Below are 16417 nucleotides of genomic sequence, written 5' to 3'. Positions count from 1 at the left end.
GTGTGTTTGTTGAGATTGAAGTGGACTATAGCGCCGGGAAGATATCATGACCGTACATTTGACTGCGCGCCTGGCCTGGCATGATGACGGTTGGAACGGCCGCGTTTGCGAACGGCCGGACTGCAACACCTATTGTGTCGGCGGGCACTCCTATCCTGGAGACGTGGTTGCACGGGAGCGTGACCTGGAAAAGGAAATGTCGCAGGCAGGCAAGCCTCTGACCAAGCTCTGTGGCGCGGACCTGCCGCCCTGTATTTACAGCATCAACGCATTCGGACCGGATCCCATTCGGGGTTACTCCAATCCGCCGGATTTTTTCCGGGGCGGCGCACTGCGTACAGAGTGGGACATTCCTGAGGCCACGGCCTGCGTCTGGCCCTATGAGGCCATGTATGGTGACGACGTCTATGATGAGACGGGCCGCCTCGACAATGACCGCCGCTCGGCCAATGCCGAGGCGTTCTTTGCCGAGATCGAGGACAACAAGAGCCTCATCTTCTACTATGCGAACTACTCCAACCCATTCTCCGAGGAGGAGAGTCCCCGCTACGCGCTTATTGGCGTTTCGCGCGTCAAGAAGGTCGGAGACCGCCTGATCTACGATGACGCGAACGAGTATATCCGCGCACGATATGCCGGGGGCATGATCTGGGCGCGCAATGTCAGTTCGCACTACCCGAATGAAGGCCTGCGGCTGCCTTACCACCGCTACCGCGATGATCCTGAAATGCTGGCGCGTATAGCCATCTTTCCCGAGAACCCGCGCACGTGCAAATACGGTGCCCGCCATCTGACCAACGATGATGCGATCGGGTTGCTTGAGCAGTTTCTGAGTGCCGTCCATGAGCTCAAGGCCATCGGTGATGAGAGCGAAGACTGGGCCGAACGCGAGCGGTGGCTGCTCGGTTGCATCGCAGAACTTTGGAGCAAGCGCGGCCTTTATCCCGGCCTGCTGAATGTGATGCGCTTTCTGGGGGCCGACGCTGCCACCGCCCCGGCGCGCACGCTCATGGAAAAAGGCCAATCCAAGGAAGCCTATAGGCTATTCTTCGATGCCGTCGACAACGGCGCTGATGCGTCCAGCTTCGGGCTGTTCGGAAAACCCCTCCAACGGCTTTCAAGGCAATGGCGGCTCAAGCCCGATAGCGCCCGCTCGTTACTGCGCGATGTACTGCCGCGTCTTGATCTGAACCTTGAACAGATAGAGCGTATTGTCAGCGAAGAAACGTCGGTGCGGGAGGCGCATGGATTGCCCGTCGTGGTCATCGACCCCGTCGACAACCCTTACCTGCTTTCGGAGGGCTATGTCGGTGACAGCACTGATGACACGATCCCTTGGGGCACGATTGACCGGGGCGTACTGCCGTCCCCCGACCTTGGCGGCGAGCCTCTTGCCGAAATGGAGTTCGACGATGTCCGGCGGCTGCGGGCACTTTGCGTCGAGCACTTGCGGCGCGAGCCGAACCAGACATTTCGCGCTGCCGACGCCGTCCTTGCCGAGGTCAACGCACGTCTCGCCAAGCTGCCTGAGTGGAAAGGGGCTACCTTTACGGAGCGCTACTTCGAGGTGGATCGCGATGTGCTCGAAGAGTCGCTCGTCCTGCGGAGCGAGGGAGACCGCCTGTGGCTCTATCTTGCCGAGGTTTACGATGACGAGCGGGTAATCGAAGAGGCACTAACCAAACTCTCCGGCCGTGCCGATATTGCTCTCGCGCGCCCTTTTGATTCTGACAACTGGCGCGCAGAAATCCGTGACGCAAAGAGTCCGCTCGTGACAAAGGCTAAGGCGGAGTACGAGGATGCGGTCGACGCGCAGGCCGACGCCTGCGCCGAAATCTTCCGGAGGCCCTTGTCAGTGGTCACAGGCGCGGCCGGTACGGGCAAGACGTCGGTGATTTGCGCCGTCATCCGCGCCGTACGGCAGACTGAAGGTGACGGCGCACCGATTACCGTGCTGGCGCCGACCGGCAAGGCCTCCGATCGTGTGCGTGCCAAAATGCACGAACGCGAGATCGAGCGCGTTGCCACGTCGACCGTCCATTCTTTCTTGGCGAAGGGCGGCTGGCTCAACAACAACCTCACCCTCAAGCGGTCCGGCGGCAAGCGCGCTGGAAGCGGTACAATTGTCGTTGATGAAGCGTCGATGCTGGACCTAGTTGTGATGGCGAGCCTTATGCGCGCTATCGACTGGCGGCAGGTACGACGCCTCATTCTTGTCGGTGACCCCAACCAGCTCCCGCCGATCGGGAGGGGGCGCGTGTTTGCTGACACAATTCGGTGGCTGAGCGAAAAGAATGCTTCAAGCATCGCCAGCCTCCACCACAACCTCCGCCAGCTCGAAAATACCGTCGAGGGGAAAGGAACGGCCATCATGCGGCTTGCCGATCTGTTCATTGGTGCGAATGCGCGTGATGACGGCCAGTCGACTTCCTGTGCGGCCGAGGAGTTGCTGACGAAGGTGCACAAAGGCGGCGACGTCGATGCCGACCTGCGCGTGGTCTACTGGGACGATCCGGTCGCACTTTCGGATACACTTATCCGCGCCATCGAAAAGGAAATGGAAGATCATACCGGCGTGGCGCTCGACCCGGCCAAACCGTTTGATATCTGGCGAAAAGCCTTTGAATGGAAGCCGGAGAAGTACCAGGTCCTGACACCGCATCGCGGCGAGTTGCACGGTGTTGAGGCCTTGAACGAAGCTATTCAGGACAGGGTCGCGGACGAGGTTATGAGCCGCTACGGTTTGCTGGACGGCGTCACGCTCTACGACAAGGTCATTCAGTACCGTAACAGGCCGCAGTCGGACCCGGTCTGGGCCTACAACTTTCAGACCCGCAAGCCCGAGCGTGTCGAAGTGTTTAACGGCGAGATCGGCTTTGTTCAAAAGCACAACTTCGACAAGAAGTTTTCGCCCCGGCTGAAACGCTTCCAGGTCAAGTTTGAAAGAAAGGACCACCTTGCTGTCGGCTATGGCAGCGAACTCTCCGCAAGCGGTGGGTTCGAGAGTGTGGAAGACAATCTGGAGCTGGCGTACGCGATTTCCGTCCACAAAGCGCAGGGCAGTGAGTTCAACCATTCCTACGTGGTTGTGCCTCGCTCGAAGGGCCGGTCATTGTCCTCCGAGCTCGTCTATACAGCGCTCACGCGTGCCCGGCAGCACTGCACGCTGCTTGTTCAGGGCGACGTCTCTACGCTCTTGTCCGCACGGCGCCCGGAGAACGCCCAGACCGGGCTGATTAACTCGTCTCTGTTCGACGGGTTCTTCCGTGCCGTTTCCGATGAGCTTATCAATCGCAAGGGCTGGTACGAGGAAGGACGCATTCACGAGGCGCTTAGCAGCGACATGGTACGGTCAAAGTCCGAACTCGTCATCGCCAACCTGCTGCATGAACGTGATGTTCCGTTTTCCTACGAGGTCCTGCTCCGTGCGCCTGACGGCACCATGTACTTGCCCGATTTCACGATCAACTGGCAGGGCGAGACTTGGTATTGGGAGCACTGGGGGATGATGTCTTCGGATTCTTACCAAGAGCACCGGGCGCGAAAGATCGCATGGTACGACAAGCACTTTCCCGGTCGCCTGATCGAGACGTTTGAAGGGCCGCAGCTTAGCCAGCATGCCGCAGGCGCCATTGCTAAGCACTTCGCCGCCTGAGTGCTGGGTGATCCCCCTACCGAACTTTGTAAGAAAACCTCTGCGCTCGTTTCCTGGAGGGCGCAACTGCTATCAGGCCAACCCAGCGTGATCGCGCTCGCATATCGCGGTGGCCGAGCTGGACTCTGGCTGAATCGCGAAGGTCAATCTGATATACAGTCACGGAACTCGCCCCGGCGTTCCGGTCGGCACCGCCACCATCGGTATGATGGGGCGACGAGTGCAGGGCTTATGGATAATGTGAGTTACAGAGGGGAAACCATATGTTATCATGATGTTGTAACGGGTTGGTGGAGGATGCGGTCAATTCTACGCTGCAGTACGAAGCAGCCCTCTGGACTTCGCTAGTGCCGATCGCTCAAGGAGGGCGCGATATACAGAGAGAAGTCGCAATTTGAGATGGTTGCACGCCCCCGCAACCAGATAGCACCACAAAAACCCTGCCAAACCAATTGGTTGGCGGGGTTTTTGTTTGTCCGCAACATACCCGCATCAACAAAATCAACAGCTTGCACTCGCAGGTTCAAATCAGGTGTCGCGCAACCCGCAACCAGTTGCGAAACGTAGCAGGGGATAGGGCAGCAGCCCAAGGAGGGCCGCTGAGGGCTCCGGCGTGGAGCTTGACCCCGCGGAACCGGCATGCACGCCTTCCATCGCCATCTGCTTGCTGCCAGAAGCGCTAGGTTCCAGAACGCCGGAGCCTCTATGCCCAAAGCCGCCCTCTACGCCCGATACTCGTCCGACCTCCAGAGCCCAGAATCCATCGACGATCAGATCAGGGAATGCCGGGAGTTCGCGGCGCGCAAAGGGTGGGATGTAGCTCAAATCTACGATGACGAGGCGATCTCCGGGGCCGCCGTGCGCAGCAGGGCCGGGATGCTCCGAATGCTCGATGATGCACGGAACGGACGGTTCGACATTCTCTTCGCCGAGGCACTCGACCGGATCTCCCGCGACCAGTAGGACATCGCCCATGTCTACAAGCTTCTCCGCTTCACAGGCATAGGCCTCTAGGCTCATGGTTTCGGGAGAGCCGTAAACGTCAGATCCCAGCATATGTCACTTTCCGATACTGGCGAAACAGCTTGGGTCATTGCTGCGGCAGGATGGCAGAAGCCTCAGCGGATGAGCCCCAGCATATTCCGCACCATCTCGGCCTCTTTGCCTCACAGTTGGAGGCAAAGCGCTGAAAACTCAGGGGCACCTCAAATGCCTGCAGAGGGTCACTGTCCGTTCAGATAGGCGCGGGCGACAAGCAGATCCATATAGGCGCCCCCTGCATTCTTGTAGAGTGTGATCCCGCCAAGACGCCGCGACAGGTCTCGCCCGACAAGATCGAACAGATCGCCACGGATGTCTTTTTCCGAGATCGTGCCGTTGCTGATAGGCTGGCATATGTCCCCGACCTGGCCGATGGCGGAGGCCCGGAAATTGACGTGCACGTCCGCCTTGGCGACCAGTTGGTCATCCGCCTCGCGCATGTCGGGCGTGTAGCCGCCCACCAGGTCCACATGGGTCCCCGGACGCACATCTTCGCCCCGGATCAGCGGCTCCCGCGACCCGGTGGCGCTGGTGATGATGTCCGCCTGCCGCACGGCCCCGGGAAGGTCGCTCTCGACGCGCAGCTCGCGCTGCAGCGGCCCCAGCAGGCGACGCATTTCCGCCAATCGGTCGGGAGAGCGGTTCCACAGCAGGATGCGCCGGATCGCGGGGCGCACATGGACATGCGCTTCGGCCAGCGCCGCCGCAATCGGACCCGCGCCGAGGACCAAAAGGGTCTCGCTGTCGGGGCGCGACAGGATTCGCGACCCAAGGGCCGAATCCGCCGCCGTTTTCCATCGGGTCAGCTCTGCGCCGTCCAAGATCGCGCTGATGCGTTTGCTGTCTTCGTCGATCACCGCAAAGGCGGCATCTTCGGCCGGCAGCGGTTCGGCCCGCGTCAGGTTCGGCGGATGGATCGAGGCGATCTTCATCCCGGCCCCTCGGCCCGGCAGGATGACGCCACGCCCGAACAGGGAAAAGGCGCCGCTGGTCAGCAGCAGATCCTGCACCAGGGGCGGAGCGCCAAGGTGGCCCTGGGCAAGGGCCGAAATCGCCTTTTCCCAGGTCATGCCCGCGCGAAACTGTTCGGCCGAGATGAGGCGCATCCGTAGAGTCTCCGATTGCGAAAGTCGGCCAACCGCCGGGTCAGGGTCCGGGGCGGTTGGCCACACGACAGGAGGGCGGAGCACGAGGGAGCTAACCACACGCCGCCCCTCCTCTCGGTTACGGCTTGGGATAGGCCGCCAGCAGCGCCTCGAAGGCATCCCCGCCATCGATCGTGGTGACACCGGCCAGCCAGGGCTGGATATCGTCCTGATGGGTCAGGACCCAGTTTTCGGCCGTCTGTTCCGGACGGGACCGCTCGGTTTCCTGATAGGCCAGAAGGTCGGTCAGCATCTCGATCGAGAAGGACACGTTCTTGAACAGCCCGCCGACATTCGGGCATTCGGTCAGATAGCCCGCCCGGACGTTGGTATAGACGGTCGCCTCACCGAAAGAGGCATCCGGGATGTCGGACAGGAAATGCAGGTCCATCTTCCCCATGGCAGCATGCGGCGTATAGGGCAGGAAAATGATCCATTCCTTGTTCTCAATCGCCTTTTCGGCCTCGGTCACCATGCCGGCTTCCGAGCTTTCGACCAGGGTCCAACCCGTCAGACCATTGGCAGGATCGTCGATCAGGGCTTGAACATGGCGGTTCACGTCATTGCCCGCCTCGAAACCGTAGACCCTGGAGCCGAATTTGTCGGCATTCCCGGCCAGATCCTTGAAGGATGTGACGCCCGCCTCAGCGACATAGCTCGGAACCGCGATGCTGGACTGCGCGCCGGCCAGGTTCACGCCCAGAACCTCGACCGACTTGTCATCAAGGTAGGGTTGCAATTCCGTGGTCTGGCTGGGCATCCAGTTGCCCATCCAGACATCGACGTCGTTGTTCTTCAGCGAGGCGTAGACAACAGGAATGGTCAGCGTGGTGATATCCGTGTCGTAGCCGAGCGCCTCGGTGATCATCTCCATGATGGCCGAGGTGATCTGGATATCCGGCCATTCCCCGGCGGCGATCCTGACGTCGTGGCAGCTGTCGGCTTCCTGCGCGAAAGCGGGCCCGACCGCGACGATCAGCGATGTTGTCATCAGGGCAGCCAGGGTATTCAGTTTGCGTGACATTCTATTACTCCCTTGTGGTGGTTCTTGTTGTTTGCCGTCTTCGGATCAGGCAGCGGTGGTGCCGCCGTCTGCATTCAGGATATTGCCGGTCGAGAAGGTTGCCTGGACCAGCACGAAACAAATGAACTCCGCGATCTCTTTCGGGTCGGCGAAGCGCTTCAGCGGCACCCGGTCGATGGCGGCCTGCCGGATCTCGGGCGTTCCGCCAAAGGCCAGCAGCTCGGTTTCCATCATCGGCGTGTCGACCGGACCGGGGCAGACGCAGTTGACCCGGATCACCGGCGCCAGCTCCAGTGCCAGGGCCCGGGTCAAGCCCAGAATGCCTGCCTTGGCGGCGCAGTAATGCGGCAGTCGCTCCAATCCCAGATGCGCAAGCTCCGAGCCGATCAGCACGATGCTGCCCGACCCCGCCCGCTTCATCCGGATCGCGGCCTCGCGTGCGACGTAGAACGAGCCTGACAGGTTGATCGCGATCTCGCGCTGCCAAAGCTCGGGCGTCAGATCCTCGAGGAAGGCCGGGGTGCCGACGCCGGCGGCGTTCACCACATAGTCGATCGCGCCCAGGGCATCGGTGGCGCGCTCGAAGGCCTGTGCGACAGAGGCCGCATCGCCGACATCGGCGGCAATCGCCAGCCCGCCCGTCGGCAGTTCCGACACCGAGCCTGCTGATCGGGAGACGCAGGCGACGCGCGCGCCCCTGGCGGCCAAGAGCGCCGCGACCTCCTTGCCGATGCCGGAGGTTGCACCTGTGACAAGGGCCGTCTTCCCGACCAAGCTGCCTGACATCCCGCTCATCGTGAATTCCCTTGATTGGTGTCCTGTTTCACAAAATCGGCGCAGCGTTCGCCGATCATCACGCAGGAGGCGTTAAGGTTGCCGCTGACGATGGTCGGCATGATCGAGGCATCGGCGACGTAAAGCCCGCTGATCCCGTGCACCCTCAGGCGCGCATCCACCACCGCCATCGGATCGGTGCCCATCTTGCAGGACCCGGCGGGATGATAGACGCCGATCGCCTCGCGCAGCACAAAGTCGCGCCATTCGTCGTCGCTCTGCACTTCGCGGCCCGGTTTAAATTCCTCAACGACATGACGGCTGAGCGGTGCGGTCGTGAAGAAATCCCGCAGACGCTTTGCCCCCAGAACCAAGGTCTCGATATCGCGCTCGTCGCTGAACAGATTGGGCTGGATCGCGGGCTGATCCATCGGATCGGAGGACTTCAGCCCGATGCTGCCGCGGGAGAACGGCCGGTGCAGGTTGCACAGCGCCGTCACGGCGGGGCGGTCGAAGAGGACCGGGCCATCCTCGGTCAGGTCGAAGCCTGCGGGCGTGAAGTGATACTGGATGTCCGGCCGGGTCAGCTCGGGGCGGGAGCGGACGAAGGCCAGCGCATGGGCATCGGGCGTGGTTCCCGGACCGCGCCCCGCGAACAGCCACATCGCGCCGAAGGCCATCATGTGCAGCAGCGAGTTCTGCACATTGTAGGTGGGGCGGTTCACATAGGCGATATGCGCCGTGCCGGCGTGATCGTGGAAATTCGCGCCGACGCCCGGCAGATCGGCCTGCACGCCGATGCCATGCGCCTTCAGCTGCGCCGCCGGACCGATGCCCGACAGCATCAGAATCTGCGGGCTGGACAGGGCGCCGCCGCTCAGCACGATCGCGCGTCTGCCCTGCACCGTCTGGCACTTGTTCCCGGTCTGGAACTCGACCCCGCTGGCCCGCTTGCCGTCGAACAGGATGCGACGGACATGGGCGCCGGTCCGCAGGGTGAAGTTGCGGCGTTTCATCGCCGGGTGGATATAGGCCTTGCCTGCGCTGCACCTGCGCCCGGACCGCTGCGTCGCCTGCAGCTGTCCGATCCCCTCTTGGTCACGCCTATTGAAGTCGGTCCGGTGTGGCAATCCCAGGGACATGCCAGCGGCGATCCATGAGTCCGAGAGCTCATGCCTGATCCGAAGGTTCGACACGGTCAGCGGGCCGCCCGCGCCATGCATGTCATCGGCACCGTTCTCGTTGTCTTCCGCGCGTTTGTAGACGGGAAGCACATCGCCGTATTCCCAGCCGGTGCACCCAAGCTCCGACCATTCTTGGAAATCCTCGGGCTGGCCACGCAGGTAGATCATGCCGTTGATTGAGCTGGTTCCGCCCACGACCTTGCCGCGCGGCATGTAATCGCGCCGGCCATGGCGAGTCGGATCGGCCTCAGCCTTGTAGCGCCAATCGAAGCGCGGGTTGCCGATGGCCTTCAGATAAGAGGCCGCCGGCATCTGGATATACAGGTGACGGTCACTGCCACCGGCCTCGAGCAACAGGACGCTGTGCTTTCCGTCCTCGGACAACCGGCCCGCCACGGCGCATCCCGCCGATCCCGCCCCGATGACAACATAGTCGAAGGTCGTTTCCATCCCTGCCATCCCGAAGCTGCGGTCAGTTTGGCGTCGAGGGCGACACGCGCACTCCCGACGCCTCGCGCCCCAGAATTGCGCCCAGAACGTCGCGGACGCCGATGGCCCCCACGACCCGCCCGCCATCCAGAACAGCGATCGGCCCTGCGGCGGAATGCTGCATCGCCTCCATTGCGGCCTTCAGGGGCATGGTCACCGGAATGGTGAAAACCGGCCCGCCCCCGTCATGCCCCGACTGCGGCGCCGCGTAGGGGACAAGCGCTACCGGCTTGCCATCGCGCTCCACTTCCAGACCGGCGGCTCCGGAGGCCAATTTCAGACGCGTGGTCCGGCGGCGGTCCAGCCAGACCCAACCCTCGCCGGCAGCAGCAAGGTCGCGAACATCGCGCATGACGTTCCATGCGGTTAGGACCGACATCGGGTTCACATTGGCAACGAAATCGCGCACATAGGCATTGGCCGGCTTCAGGACGATCTCTTCGGGGGTGCCGGTCTGGACGATCCGCCCGGATTCCATGATGGTGATGTGGTTGCCGATCTTCAGCGCCTCTTCCAGATCGTGGCTGACGAAGAGGATCGTCTTCCTGAGCTTTTCCTGAAGGATCAGCAGTTCGTCCTGCAATTTGGTGCGGATCAGCGGGTCCAGGGCCGAGAAGGGTTCATCCATCAGCAGGATCGGCGCCTCGGTCACGAAAGCCCGCGCCAATCCGACGCGCTGCTGCATCCCGCCGGACAGTTCATTGGCGTATTTGCCAGCCCATTGGTCCAGGTTCACCAGCCGCAGCTGCTCGGCCACGCGCCTGCGGCGCTGCTCTTCGGGAACACCCGCCAGTTCCAGCGGGATGCCGACGTTCTGCTCGACCGTCCGCCAGGGCAGCAGGCCGAACTGCTGGAACACCATCGCGACCCTGTGCTGCCGGATCCGTCGCAGCGTGACCTCGTCGCAGGAGGTGATATCGACCTGCCGATCGCCATCACGCACCAGCACCTCGCCCCGGGACACAATGTTCAGACGGTTCACGGCGCGGAGCAGGGTGGACTTGCCCGATCCCGAAAGCCCCATCAGGACCGAGATCTCGCCCTCCTGCACCGACAGACTGGCACCGGCGCAACCAAGGACATTGCCGGTTTCCTGCAGGATCTGGTCCCGGCTTGCGCCGCTGTCCAGCATGGCCAGCGCCTGGTCCTGCCGTGCGCCGAACATGATGTCGACATTTCTGAACTCGACAGCAGTCGTCATTTCCCGCCCCTCGTTTTCACGTGAACCATCCGGTCCAGAACGATCGCCAGCACCACGATAGCAAGCCCGGCCTCGATCCCGAGGTCGATCCGGCGGGATCCGAGCGCACGGTTGATCTCGGTCCCCAGCCCGCCCGCGCCGATCAGCGCGGCGAAGACGACCATCGACAGCGATAGCATGATGGATTGGGTCAGCCCGACCATGATCGTCGGCAGGGCCGACGGCAGTTCATACTTCCACAAGAGCTGCCGCCTGGTCGCGCCGAAGGCCTGTCCGGCCTCGATGATGGAGGTCGGCACCGAGGAGATGCCCAGATAGGTCAGCCGGACCGGCGTAGGCAGCACGAAGATGATGGTGACGATCAGCCCGGGCGCATTGCCCAGACCGAACAGCGTCAGCACCGGGATCAGGTAGACGAAGGTTGGCAGCGTCTGCATCAGGTCCAGCACCGGCAGCATGACGCGGTAAAGCCTGGGGCGGTGCGCGGCGGCGATCCCCAGGGGAATGCCGATGGCCATCGACGCTGTCGCCGCCGTCACGACCAGGACAAGCGTCTGCACCGTCTGTGCCCACATGCTCTGATTGATGATGAAGAACAGCCCCAGGGCCACGCCGATCGCCAACCGCAGCGAGCGTTGCAGATACCAGGCAAGCCCGGCAATCATCAGCGCCAGCGCGACGGGCGGCAGCAATAGGAACAGGTCGACCAGCCCTGCCAGGAAGTTGTTCAGTGATCTGGAGAACAGCCGGAGGAAGCTGTTGAACTGGTCGGTGATAAGATCGAAGAACGCCATGCCCCATGGACCGACGGGGATGCGATGATCGACCATGAACTCTGTGATTGGATCCATGACAGCCGTCCCGGGTGAGAGGTTCAGGCGTAGGCGATGGGGGTCGGCGGCAGCGCCCGCCCCATCACCGCATCCGACAGTTTCTCCGCCAGCATGATCGTCGAGGCATTGGTGTTGCCCGTCGGCAGGTTTGGCATCAGCGAGGCATCGATCACACGCAGACCCTCGATCCCGTGAACGCGGCCCTGCTGATCCGTCACCGACATGTCGTCACTGCCCATGCGGCAGGTCGCGACGGGGTGGTAGCCTGTGTTGGCTTCCTTACGGATCCAGGCCTCCAATCCGGCGTCATCGGTGACATCGGCGTCGGGGCTGAAGGCGGCCCCCCGGATACCGTCCCAGGCGGACTGCCGCACCATCTCTTGCGTCATGCGGATCCCGCGGGCGAGCCGCTTGAGATCGTCCCCGGCCGAGAGGTAGTTGAAGCGTAGCTCGGGCCGCGCCTTGGGGTCGGCCGATTTCAGCCGGATGCTGCCCTGGCTTTCGGGGTGCATTAGGCTGGTGAAATACTGGAATCCGTCCCAGGCCTGCGCTTTGCCCTGATGATACATCCCGATCATCGGGAAGAATTCCTGCTGGATGTCCGGCCCTGCCGTGTCGTCGCCGGTGCGGAAGAAGGCTCCGACCTCGAAATAGTTGCTGGCGCCAAGCCCGCCCTTGGTCAGCATCCAGCGTGCTCCGGTGAACACCCGCCCGACGGGCGAGAGCTGGCGGGTCGGCGACAGCGGTTTGGTGATCTTGTATTGCACCGGCACGCCGATATGGTCCTGCAGATGGCGCCCGACGCCGGGAAGGTGCTGCGCCACCTGAACGCCATGGGCGCGCAGATCATCGGCATCGCCCAGACCGGACAGCATCAGAAGATGCGCCGATCCGATGGCCCCGGCGCAAAGGATCACCTCGCGCTCTGCCTCGACCCGGTGCGTGGCGCCGCTGTCGGTGGTGAAGGCGACGCCAGTCACCCGATTGCCCGATACGGTCAGCCGGTCGACCTGCGCGCCGACCTGCACGGTCAGGTTGCTGCGCCCGCGCAACGGCTTCAGATAGGCCTGCGCCGTGCTTTCCCGGGTGCCATTGCGGATCGTCACCTGGGCCAGGTGCACGCCTTCCTGCTTTTGCCCGTTGTGGTCGTGAGTCCTGCCGATGCCATACTGAACCCCAGCCTCAAGGAAGGCCTGATACAGCGGGTTCTCGGCACGGCAGCGATGCACCAGCAGCGGACCGTCGCCGCCGCGATAGCTGTCCGCCCCGCCGTCAAAGGTCTCCATCCTGCGAAAATAAGGCAGGCAATGCGCGAAGGACCACTCCGACAGGCCCGATTGCGCCCAGCCGTCGAAATCGCGCGGATTGCCGCGGTTGAAGATCATGCCGTTGATCGAGGAGGAACCGCCCAGCACCCGGCCACGATGCTGCTCGCTGACCCGGCCGTTCAGACCCGCCTCAGGCTCGGTGAGGTATTTCCAGTTGAAGCGCGTCGTCTCCAACGGGATGCCCATCGCTGCCGGCATGCGCAGGAAGATGCTGTTGTCGCGCGGCCCCGCCTCGATCAGCAGCACGCGGACCGAGGGGTTGGCGCTCAGTCGGTTGGCGACGACACATCCCGCCGAGCCGGCGCCGACGATGACGTAATCGAAAGTGTGAGAGGCGGCGTTCATGGGTTTCCCTGCGGCTTGGCTTTGCATCCGGTTGGCTTTGCGCCTGACATGGCTTTGGACGGCTCCAGCCATCCTTCGCCAAGTTTCACATTATGATGCCGGATTACATTTTTACGACAACCGTGATAAAATTCGATCAAGAGTTGATCTGAAATCAACTCCGCGCGTTATTGGATGACAGCCACGGGATCGCCCAGCACGTCCATATGAGGCTCGACCCCCAGCCCCGGCTTGTCCGAGGCCACCATGAAGCCGTCGGCCACCACCGGCCCGCCCGAAGCGATCTCCAGCGAGTGGTATTCGTGGAAGGCCGAAGACTGGAAGTGCAGGCCCCTCTGCGTGGAATGCGCCAGATGGGCGATGGCCGAGGTCGCGATCTCACCACCCCAGGTGTCTTCGATGGTGACCCCGATCCCCATGTCGGTGCACAGGTCGCGGAACTGTCGTGTCTTCGAGATGCCGCCGATCCGATTGATCTTGACGTTGACCGCGTCCATCGCCCGGTCGTGATAGCCACGCATCAGCGAGAATACGTCGTCCATGCATTCGTCCAGGATCATCGGATGATCCGTATGCTGGCGCACGACCAGACATTCCTCATAGCTCATGCAGGGTTGTTCGATGAAGATGTCGACATCGCGAACCGCCTTGACCACCCGCAGCGCCTCGTGCTGCTTCCAGCCGGTGTTGGCATCGGCGGCCAGGATGTTGCCGGATTTCAGCTTGGACGAGACTGCATGGATGCGGTCGATGTCATCATTGGCACCGGCGCCGACCTTCATCTGGAACTGGCGGAAGCCCTGATCCTGATAGGATTGCAACTTCGCCGCCATCTTTTCGGGGTCGTCACGGCTGACCACCTTGAACAGCGTCACTTTGTCTTGCAGCTTGCCACCCAGCAGGTTGTAGACCGGCTGCCCCGTCACCTTGCCCAGAATGTCCCAGCAGGCCATGTCGATGGCGGATTTGGCATAGGGATGGCCCTTCAGCAGCTGCTCCATCCGCTCGCCCACCCTGGCGATCTGGGTCGGATCCTCGCCGATCAGACCCTGCGCCAGCTTGGCAAGCCCGGTGCGCGCGCCTTCGGCATAGGCCGGCAGATAGGCAGGCCCCAAGGGGCAGGTCTCGCCCACCCCGGTGACGCCGTCGTCGGTTTCGATCAGGACCACAGTGCTGTCGAAGGCTGCAAAACTGTGGATGGACCAGCTGTAGCGGCCCTCCTTCAGCGGCAGGTCGACTTGGTGGATCGAAACTTTGGTGATCTTCATCTTGGCGGCTCCCGAACCTGATTGCCGCAAGATGGTTTGCCTTGATCGGGGATGATTGTATGTTTCGGACAAATTCTTGGAGGGGCCTACCGGCCATACCCGGCGATGAACGCAGATTATTCCTTCCTGTCGCCGGTGCGCACACCTGCGTCCACGGGGTCGCTCCTTCGGGTCGGCATCGTTCCCACCCCGCAGTTCACCCTGATGTCGCTGGCCTGTTTCGTCGAGTTCCTGCGCCTTTCGTCGGACGAAAGCGACTTCAGCCGGCAGATCTACTGCTCGTGGGAACTGCTGGGGTCTTCATACGACCCGATCTCCGCAAGCTGCGGCTTCGGGCTTACCCCCACCCAGCTTTACGGCGATCCGAGCGCCTTCGACTTCATCGTCGTCCATGGCGGCGTGATGCACAGCGGCCGGGAAGTGCCTGCCGAACTTTACAATTTCGTCCGCCTTGCCGTGGACCAGGGCGTTCCGGTCATCGGGCTCTGCTCCGGCCAATTCGTGCTGGCAGAGCTTGGCCTCTTGAAGGGCCTGCGCTGTGCCGTCCACTTCTCGCTGGCCGAGGCCATGCGGCGCAACTTTCCGGATGTCACCCCAGTCACCGATCTGCCCGTGGTGTCAGACGGCGGATACATCACCTGCCCGGGGGGATTGGCCGCCGTCAATCTGGCCATGCACCTGGTGACGAACTTCTGCGGCAACTCGCGCACGCGGAAGGCACTGCATTACCTGATGGCGGGCCGCGGCTTCGACGAGATCCAGCAGATGCAGGAGGACCCCGAGCTTGGGTTGAAATGCCTGGATCAACGCGTGATGAATGCCGTCGGCCTGATGCGCCAGATGACGTTCGACCGCAGCTCGGTGGCCATGGTCGCCCAGGGTGTGGGCACGACCGAGCGGGAGCTGACCCGCCTGTTCCGCAAACATCTCAAGACCTCGCCCGGCGATTACTGGCGCAGCATGCGGATCAAGACGGCGCGCTGGATGGTCCTGAACACCAACCGTTCCATCACCCAGATCGCACATGACTGCGGCTTCACCGACAGCTCGCACATGATCCTCTGGTTCAACCGGAGTTTCGGGATGACACCGTCCAAACTCCGGCGGTCTTACTCGGATGTCGGGGTCAGCTGAGGGGCCGCCTCGCGCTCATGACCCTACCCAGCTTCCGCGGCTCCGCTCCACCGCCGCCTGTTCCAGGATCCAGCCATGCAGCGCTTCGGCGGCCGGGGAAAGCGGTCTCGACTGGCTTCGTGTCAGCCAGTAGCGGCCCGGCGCGGGGAAGATCAGATCGGTCAGCCGCACCAATTCACCCCGTTCGACCATCGGCGCCACCATGCGGTGCCAGCCGAGGACCACGCCTTGGCCAGCTGTGGCGGCCTGCAGGGCCAGGCTGAACTTGCCGAACCGCCGCGACTGGCGCGCGTGGTCGCGGACACCGCCTTGCAGCAGCGCCTCGACCCAGGTCACCCAGTCCGGAGCGACCCAGTCGATGTCGATGAGGGGCAGGTCCAGCAGGTCACCGACCTGTGCCCCGGCATGGCGCTGCGCGAAATCCGGGCTGCAGACAGGGTAGAGCCATTCGTCGAACAACGGCTCCGCCACCTCGTTCAGCCAACCGCCCAAGCCGTGGCGGATGCGCAGGTCCAGCACCTCGGGGCGGAAGGTCACACTGTTCTCAACCAACTGGTGGTCGATCATGATGTCGGGGTGGCGCTGCCAGAAGTCCGGCATGCGGGGCACCAGCCACATCGAGGCGGTGGTGTCGGTGCTGGCGATGGTCACGTTGCGGCAGTTGCAGCCCTGCTTGAGGTTGCGGGTCACATCGGCGAAGCGCGAGAACCCGGCGGCCAGCGTGGCGTAAAGCTCCTCTCCCGCCGGGGTCAGGGTAACGCCACGCCCGGTGCGCAGGAACAGAGGCACGCCCAGCTCGGCCTCCAAGGCCTTGATCTGGCGGCTGATGGCCCCCGAGGTCACGTTCAGCTCGGCCGTCGCGGCTTTGAGGCTGGAATGGCGGGCGGTGACTTCGAAGACCGACAGGGCGGTCAGCGAAGGGAGGTCGTAATAGGGTCGTGCCATGTCGTATCCGCAAAGGGTTGATATGGGATCAATTCAGCTTCGAAATTTAGG

12 protein-coding genes are annotated in these 16417 nt (G+C 62.7%); 2 read left to right on the top strand and 10 right to left on the bottom strand.

Going from position 1 to position 16417, the window contains the following annotated elements; all coding sequences use genetic code 11:
- Positions 1–46 precede the first annotated feature (46 nt).
- Positions 47–3655 (top strand): AAA family ATPase, encoded by a 3609-nt coding sequence (locus tag XINFAN_RS00650; protein WP_124084637.1) that lies wholly within the window; start codon positions 47–49, stop codon positions 3653–3655.
- A gap of 528 nt (positions 3656–4183) precedes the next feature.
- Here the strand turns inward: XINFAN_RS00650 and XINFAN_RS22555 are convergent.
- From XINFAN_RS22555 to XINFAN_RS00605, 9 genes are all read right to left on the bottom strand, one after another.
- Positions 4184–4711 (bottom strand): hypothetical protein, encoded by a 528-nt coding sequence (locus XINFAN_RS22555; RefSeq protein WP_233352080.1) that lies wholly within the window; start codon positions 4709–4711, stop codon positions 4184–4186.
- A 167-nt stretch (positions 4712–4878) separates the two neighbouring features.
- Complete coding sequence (locus tag XINFAN_RS00640; protein ID WP_199286328.1) at positions 4879–5628, bottom strand: ornithine cyclodeaminase family protein; 750 nt, start codon at positions 5626–5628, stop codon at positions 4879–4881.
- 292 nt (positions 5629–5920) lie between these two features.
- The gene (locus tag XINFAN_RS00635; protein WP_124084634.1) at positions 5921–6865 is read right to left on the bottom strand and encodes a glycine betaine ABC transporter substrate-binding protein; all 945 of its coding nucleotides are present in this window, start codon (positions 6863–6865) and stop codon (positions 5921–5923) included.
- Positions 6866–6910: 45 nt separating this feature from the next.
- On the bottom strand, positions 6911–7660 hold the full coding sequence (locus XINFAN_RS00630; protein WP_199286327.1) for an SDR family NAD(P)-dependent oxidoreductase: 750 nt from the start codon (positions 7658–7660) through the stop codon (positions 6911–6913).
- Entirely contained in the window at positions 7657–9399 is a 1743-nt protein-coding gene (locus tag XINFAN_RS00625; RefSeq protein WP_199286326.1) for a GMC family oxidoreductase, read from the bottom strand. The genes XINFAN_RS00630 and XINFAN_RS00625 overlap by 4 nt, the downstream gene beginning before the upstream one ends.
- On the bottom strand, positions 9296–10513 hold the full coding sequence (gene choV / locus XINFAN_RS00620) for a choline ABC transporter ATP-binding protein (RefSeq protein WP_124084633.1): 1218 nt from the start codon (positions 10511–10513) through the stop codon (positions 9296–9298). Before choV ends, XINFAN_RS00625 begins: the two co-directional genes overlap by 104 nt.
- The gene (gene choW, locus XINFAN_RS00615; protein ID WP_124084632.1) at positions 10510–11364 is read right to left on the bottom strand and encodes a choline ABC transporter permease subunit; all 855 of its coding nucleotides are present in this window, start codon (positions 11362–11364) and stop codon (positions 10510–10512) included. Before choW ends, choV begins: the two co-directional genes overlap by 4 nt.
- A gap of 23 nt (positions 11365–11387) precedes the next feature.
- Complete coding sequence (locus tag XINFAN_RS00610) at positions 11388–13019, bottom strand: choline dehydrogenase (protein WP_124084631.1); 1632 nt, start codon at positions 13017–13019, stop codon at positions 11388–11390.
- A gap of 167 nt (positions 13020–13186) precedes the next feature.
- Entirely contained in the window at positions 13187–14287 is a 1101-nt protein-coding gene (locus tag XINFAN_RS00605) for a cis-3-hydroxy-L-proline dehydratase (protein WP_124084630.1), read from the bottom strand.
- A gap of 105 nt (positions 14288–14392) precedes the next feature.
- Between XINFAN_RS00605 and XINFAN_RS00600 the strand changes: the two genes are divergently transcribed.
- Positions 14393–15421, top strand: coding sequence for a GlxA family transcriptional regulator (locus XINFAN_RS00600; RefSeq protein WP_124084629.1), 1029 nt, complete (start codon positions 14393–14395; stop codon positions 15419–15421).
- Positions 15422–15436: 15 nt separating this feature from the next.
- Here the strand turns inward: XINFAN_RS00600 and XINFAN_RS00595 are convergent, their stop codons facing one another.
- Entirely contained in the window at positions 15437–16366 is a 930-nt protein-coding gene (locus XINFAN_RS00595) for a LysR substrate-binding domain-containing protein (RefSeq protein ID WP_124084628.1), read from the bottom strand.
- Positions 16367–16417: the final 51 nt, after the last annotated feature.

Origin of the sequence: Pseudogemmobacter humi (assembly GCF_900609055.1) — a bacterium.
In the GTDB taxonomy this organism is placed as follows: domain Bacteria; phylum Pseudomonadota; class Alphaproteobacteria; order Rhodobacterales; family Rhodobacteraceae; genus Pseudogemmobacter; species Pseudogemmobacter humi.
The sequence above is the reverse complement of the archived record's forward strand: the minus strand, read 5'-3'. Positions and strand labels throughout refer to the sequence as shown.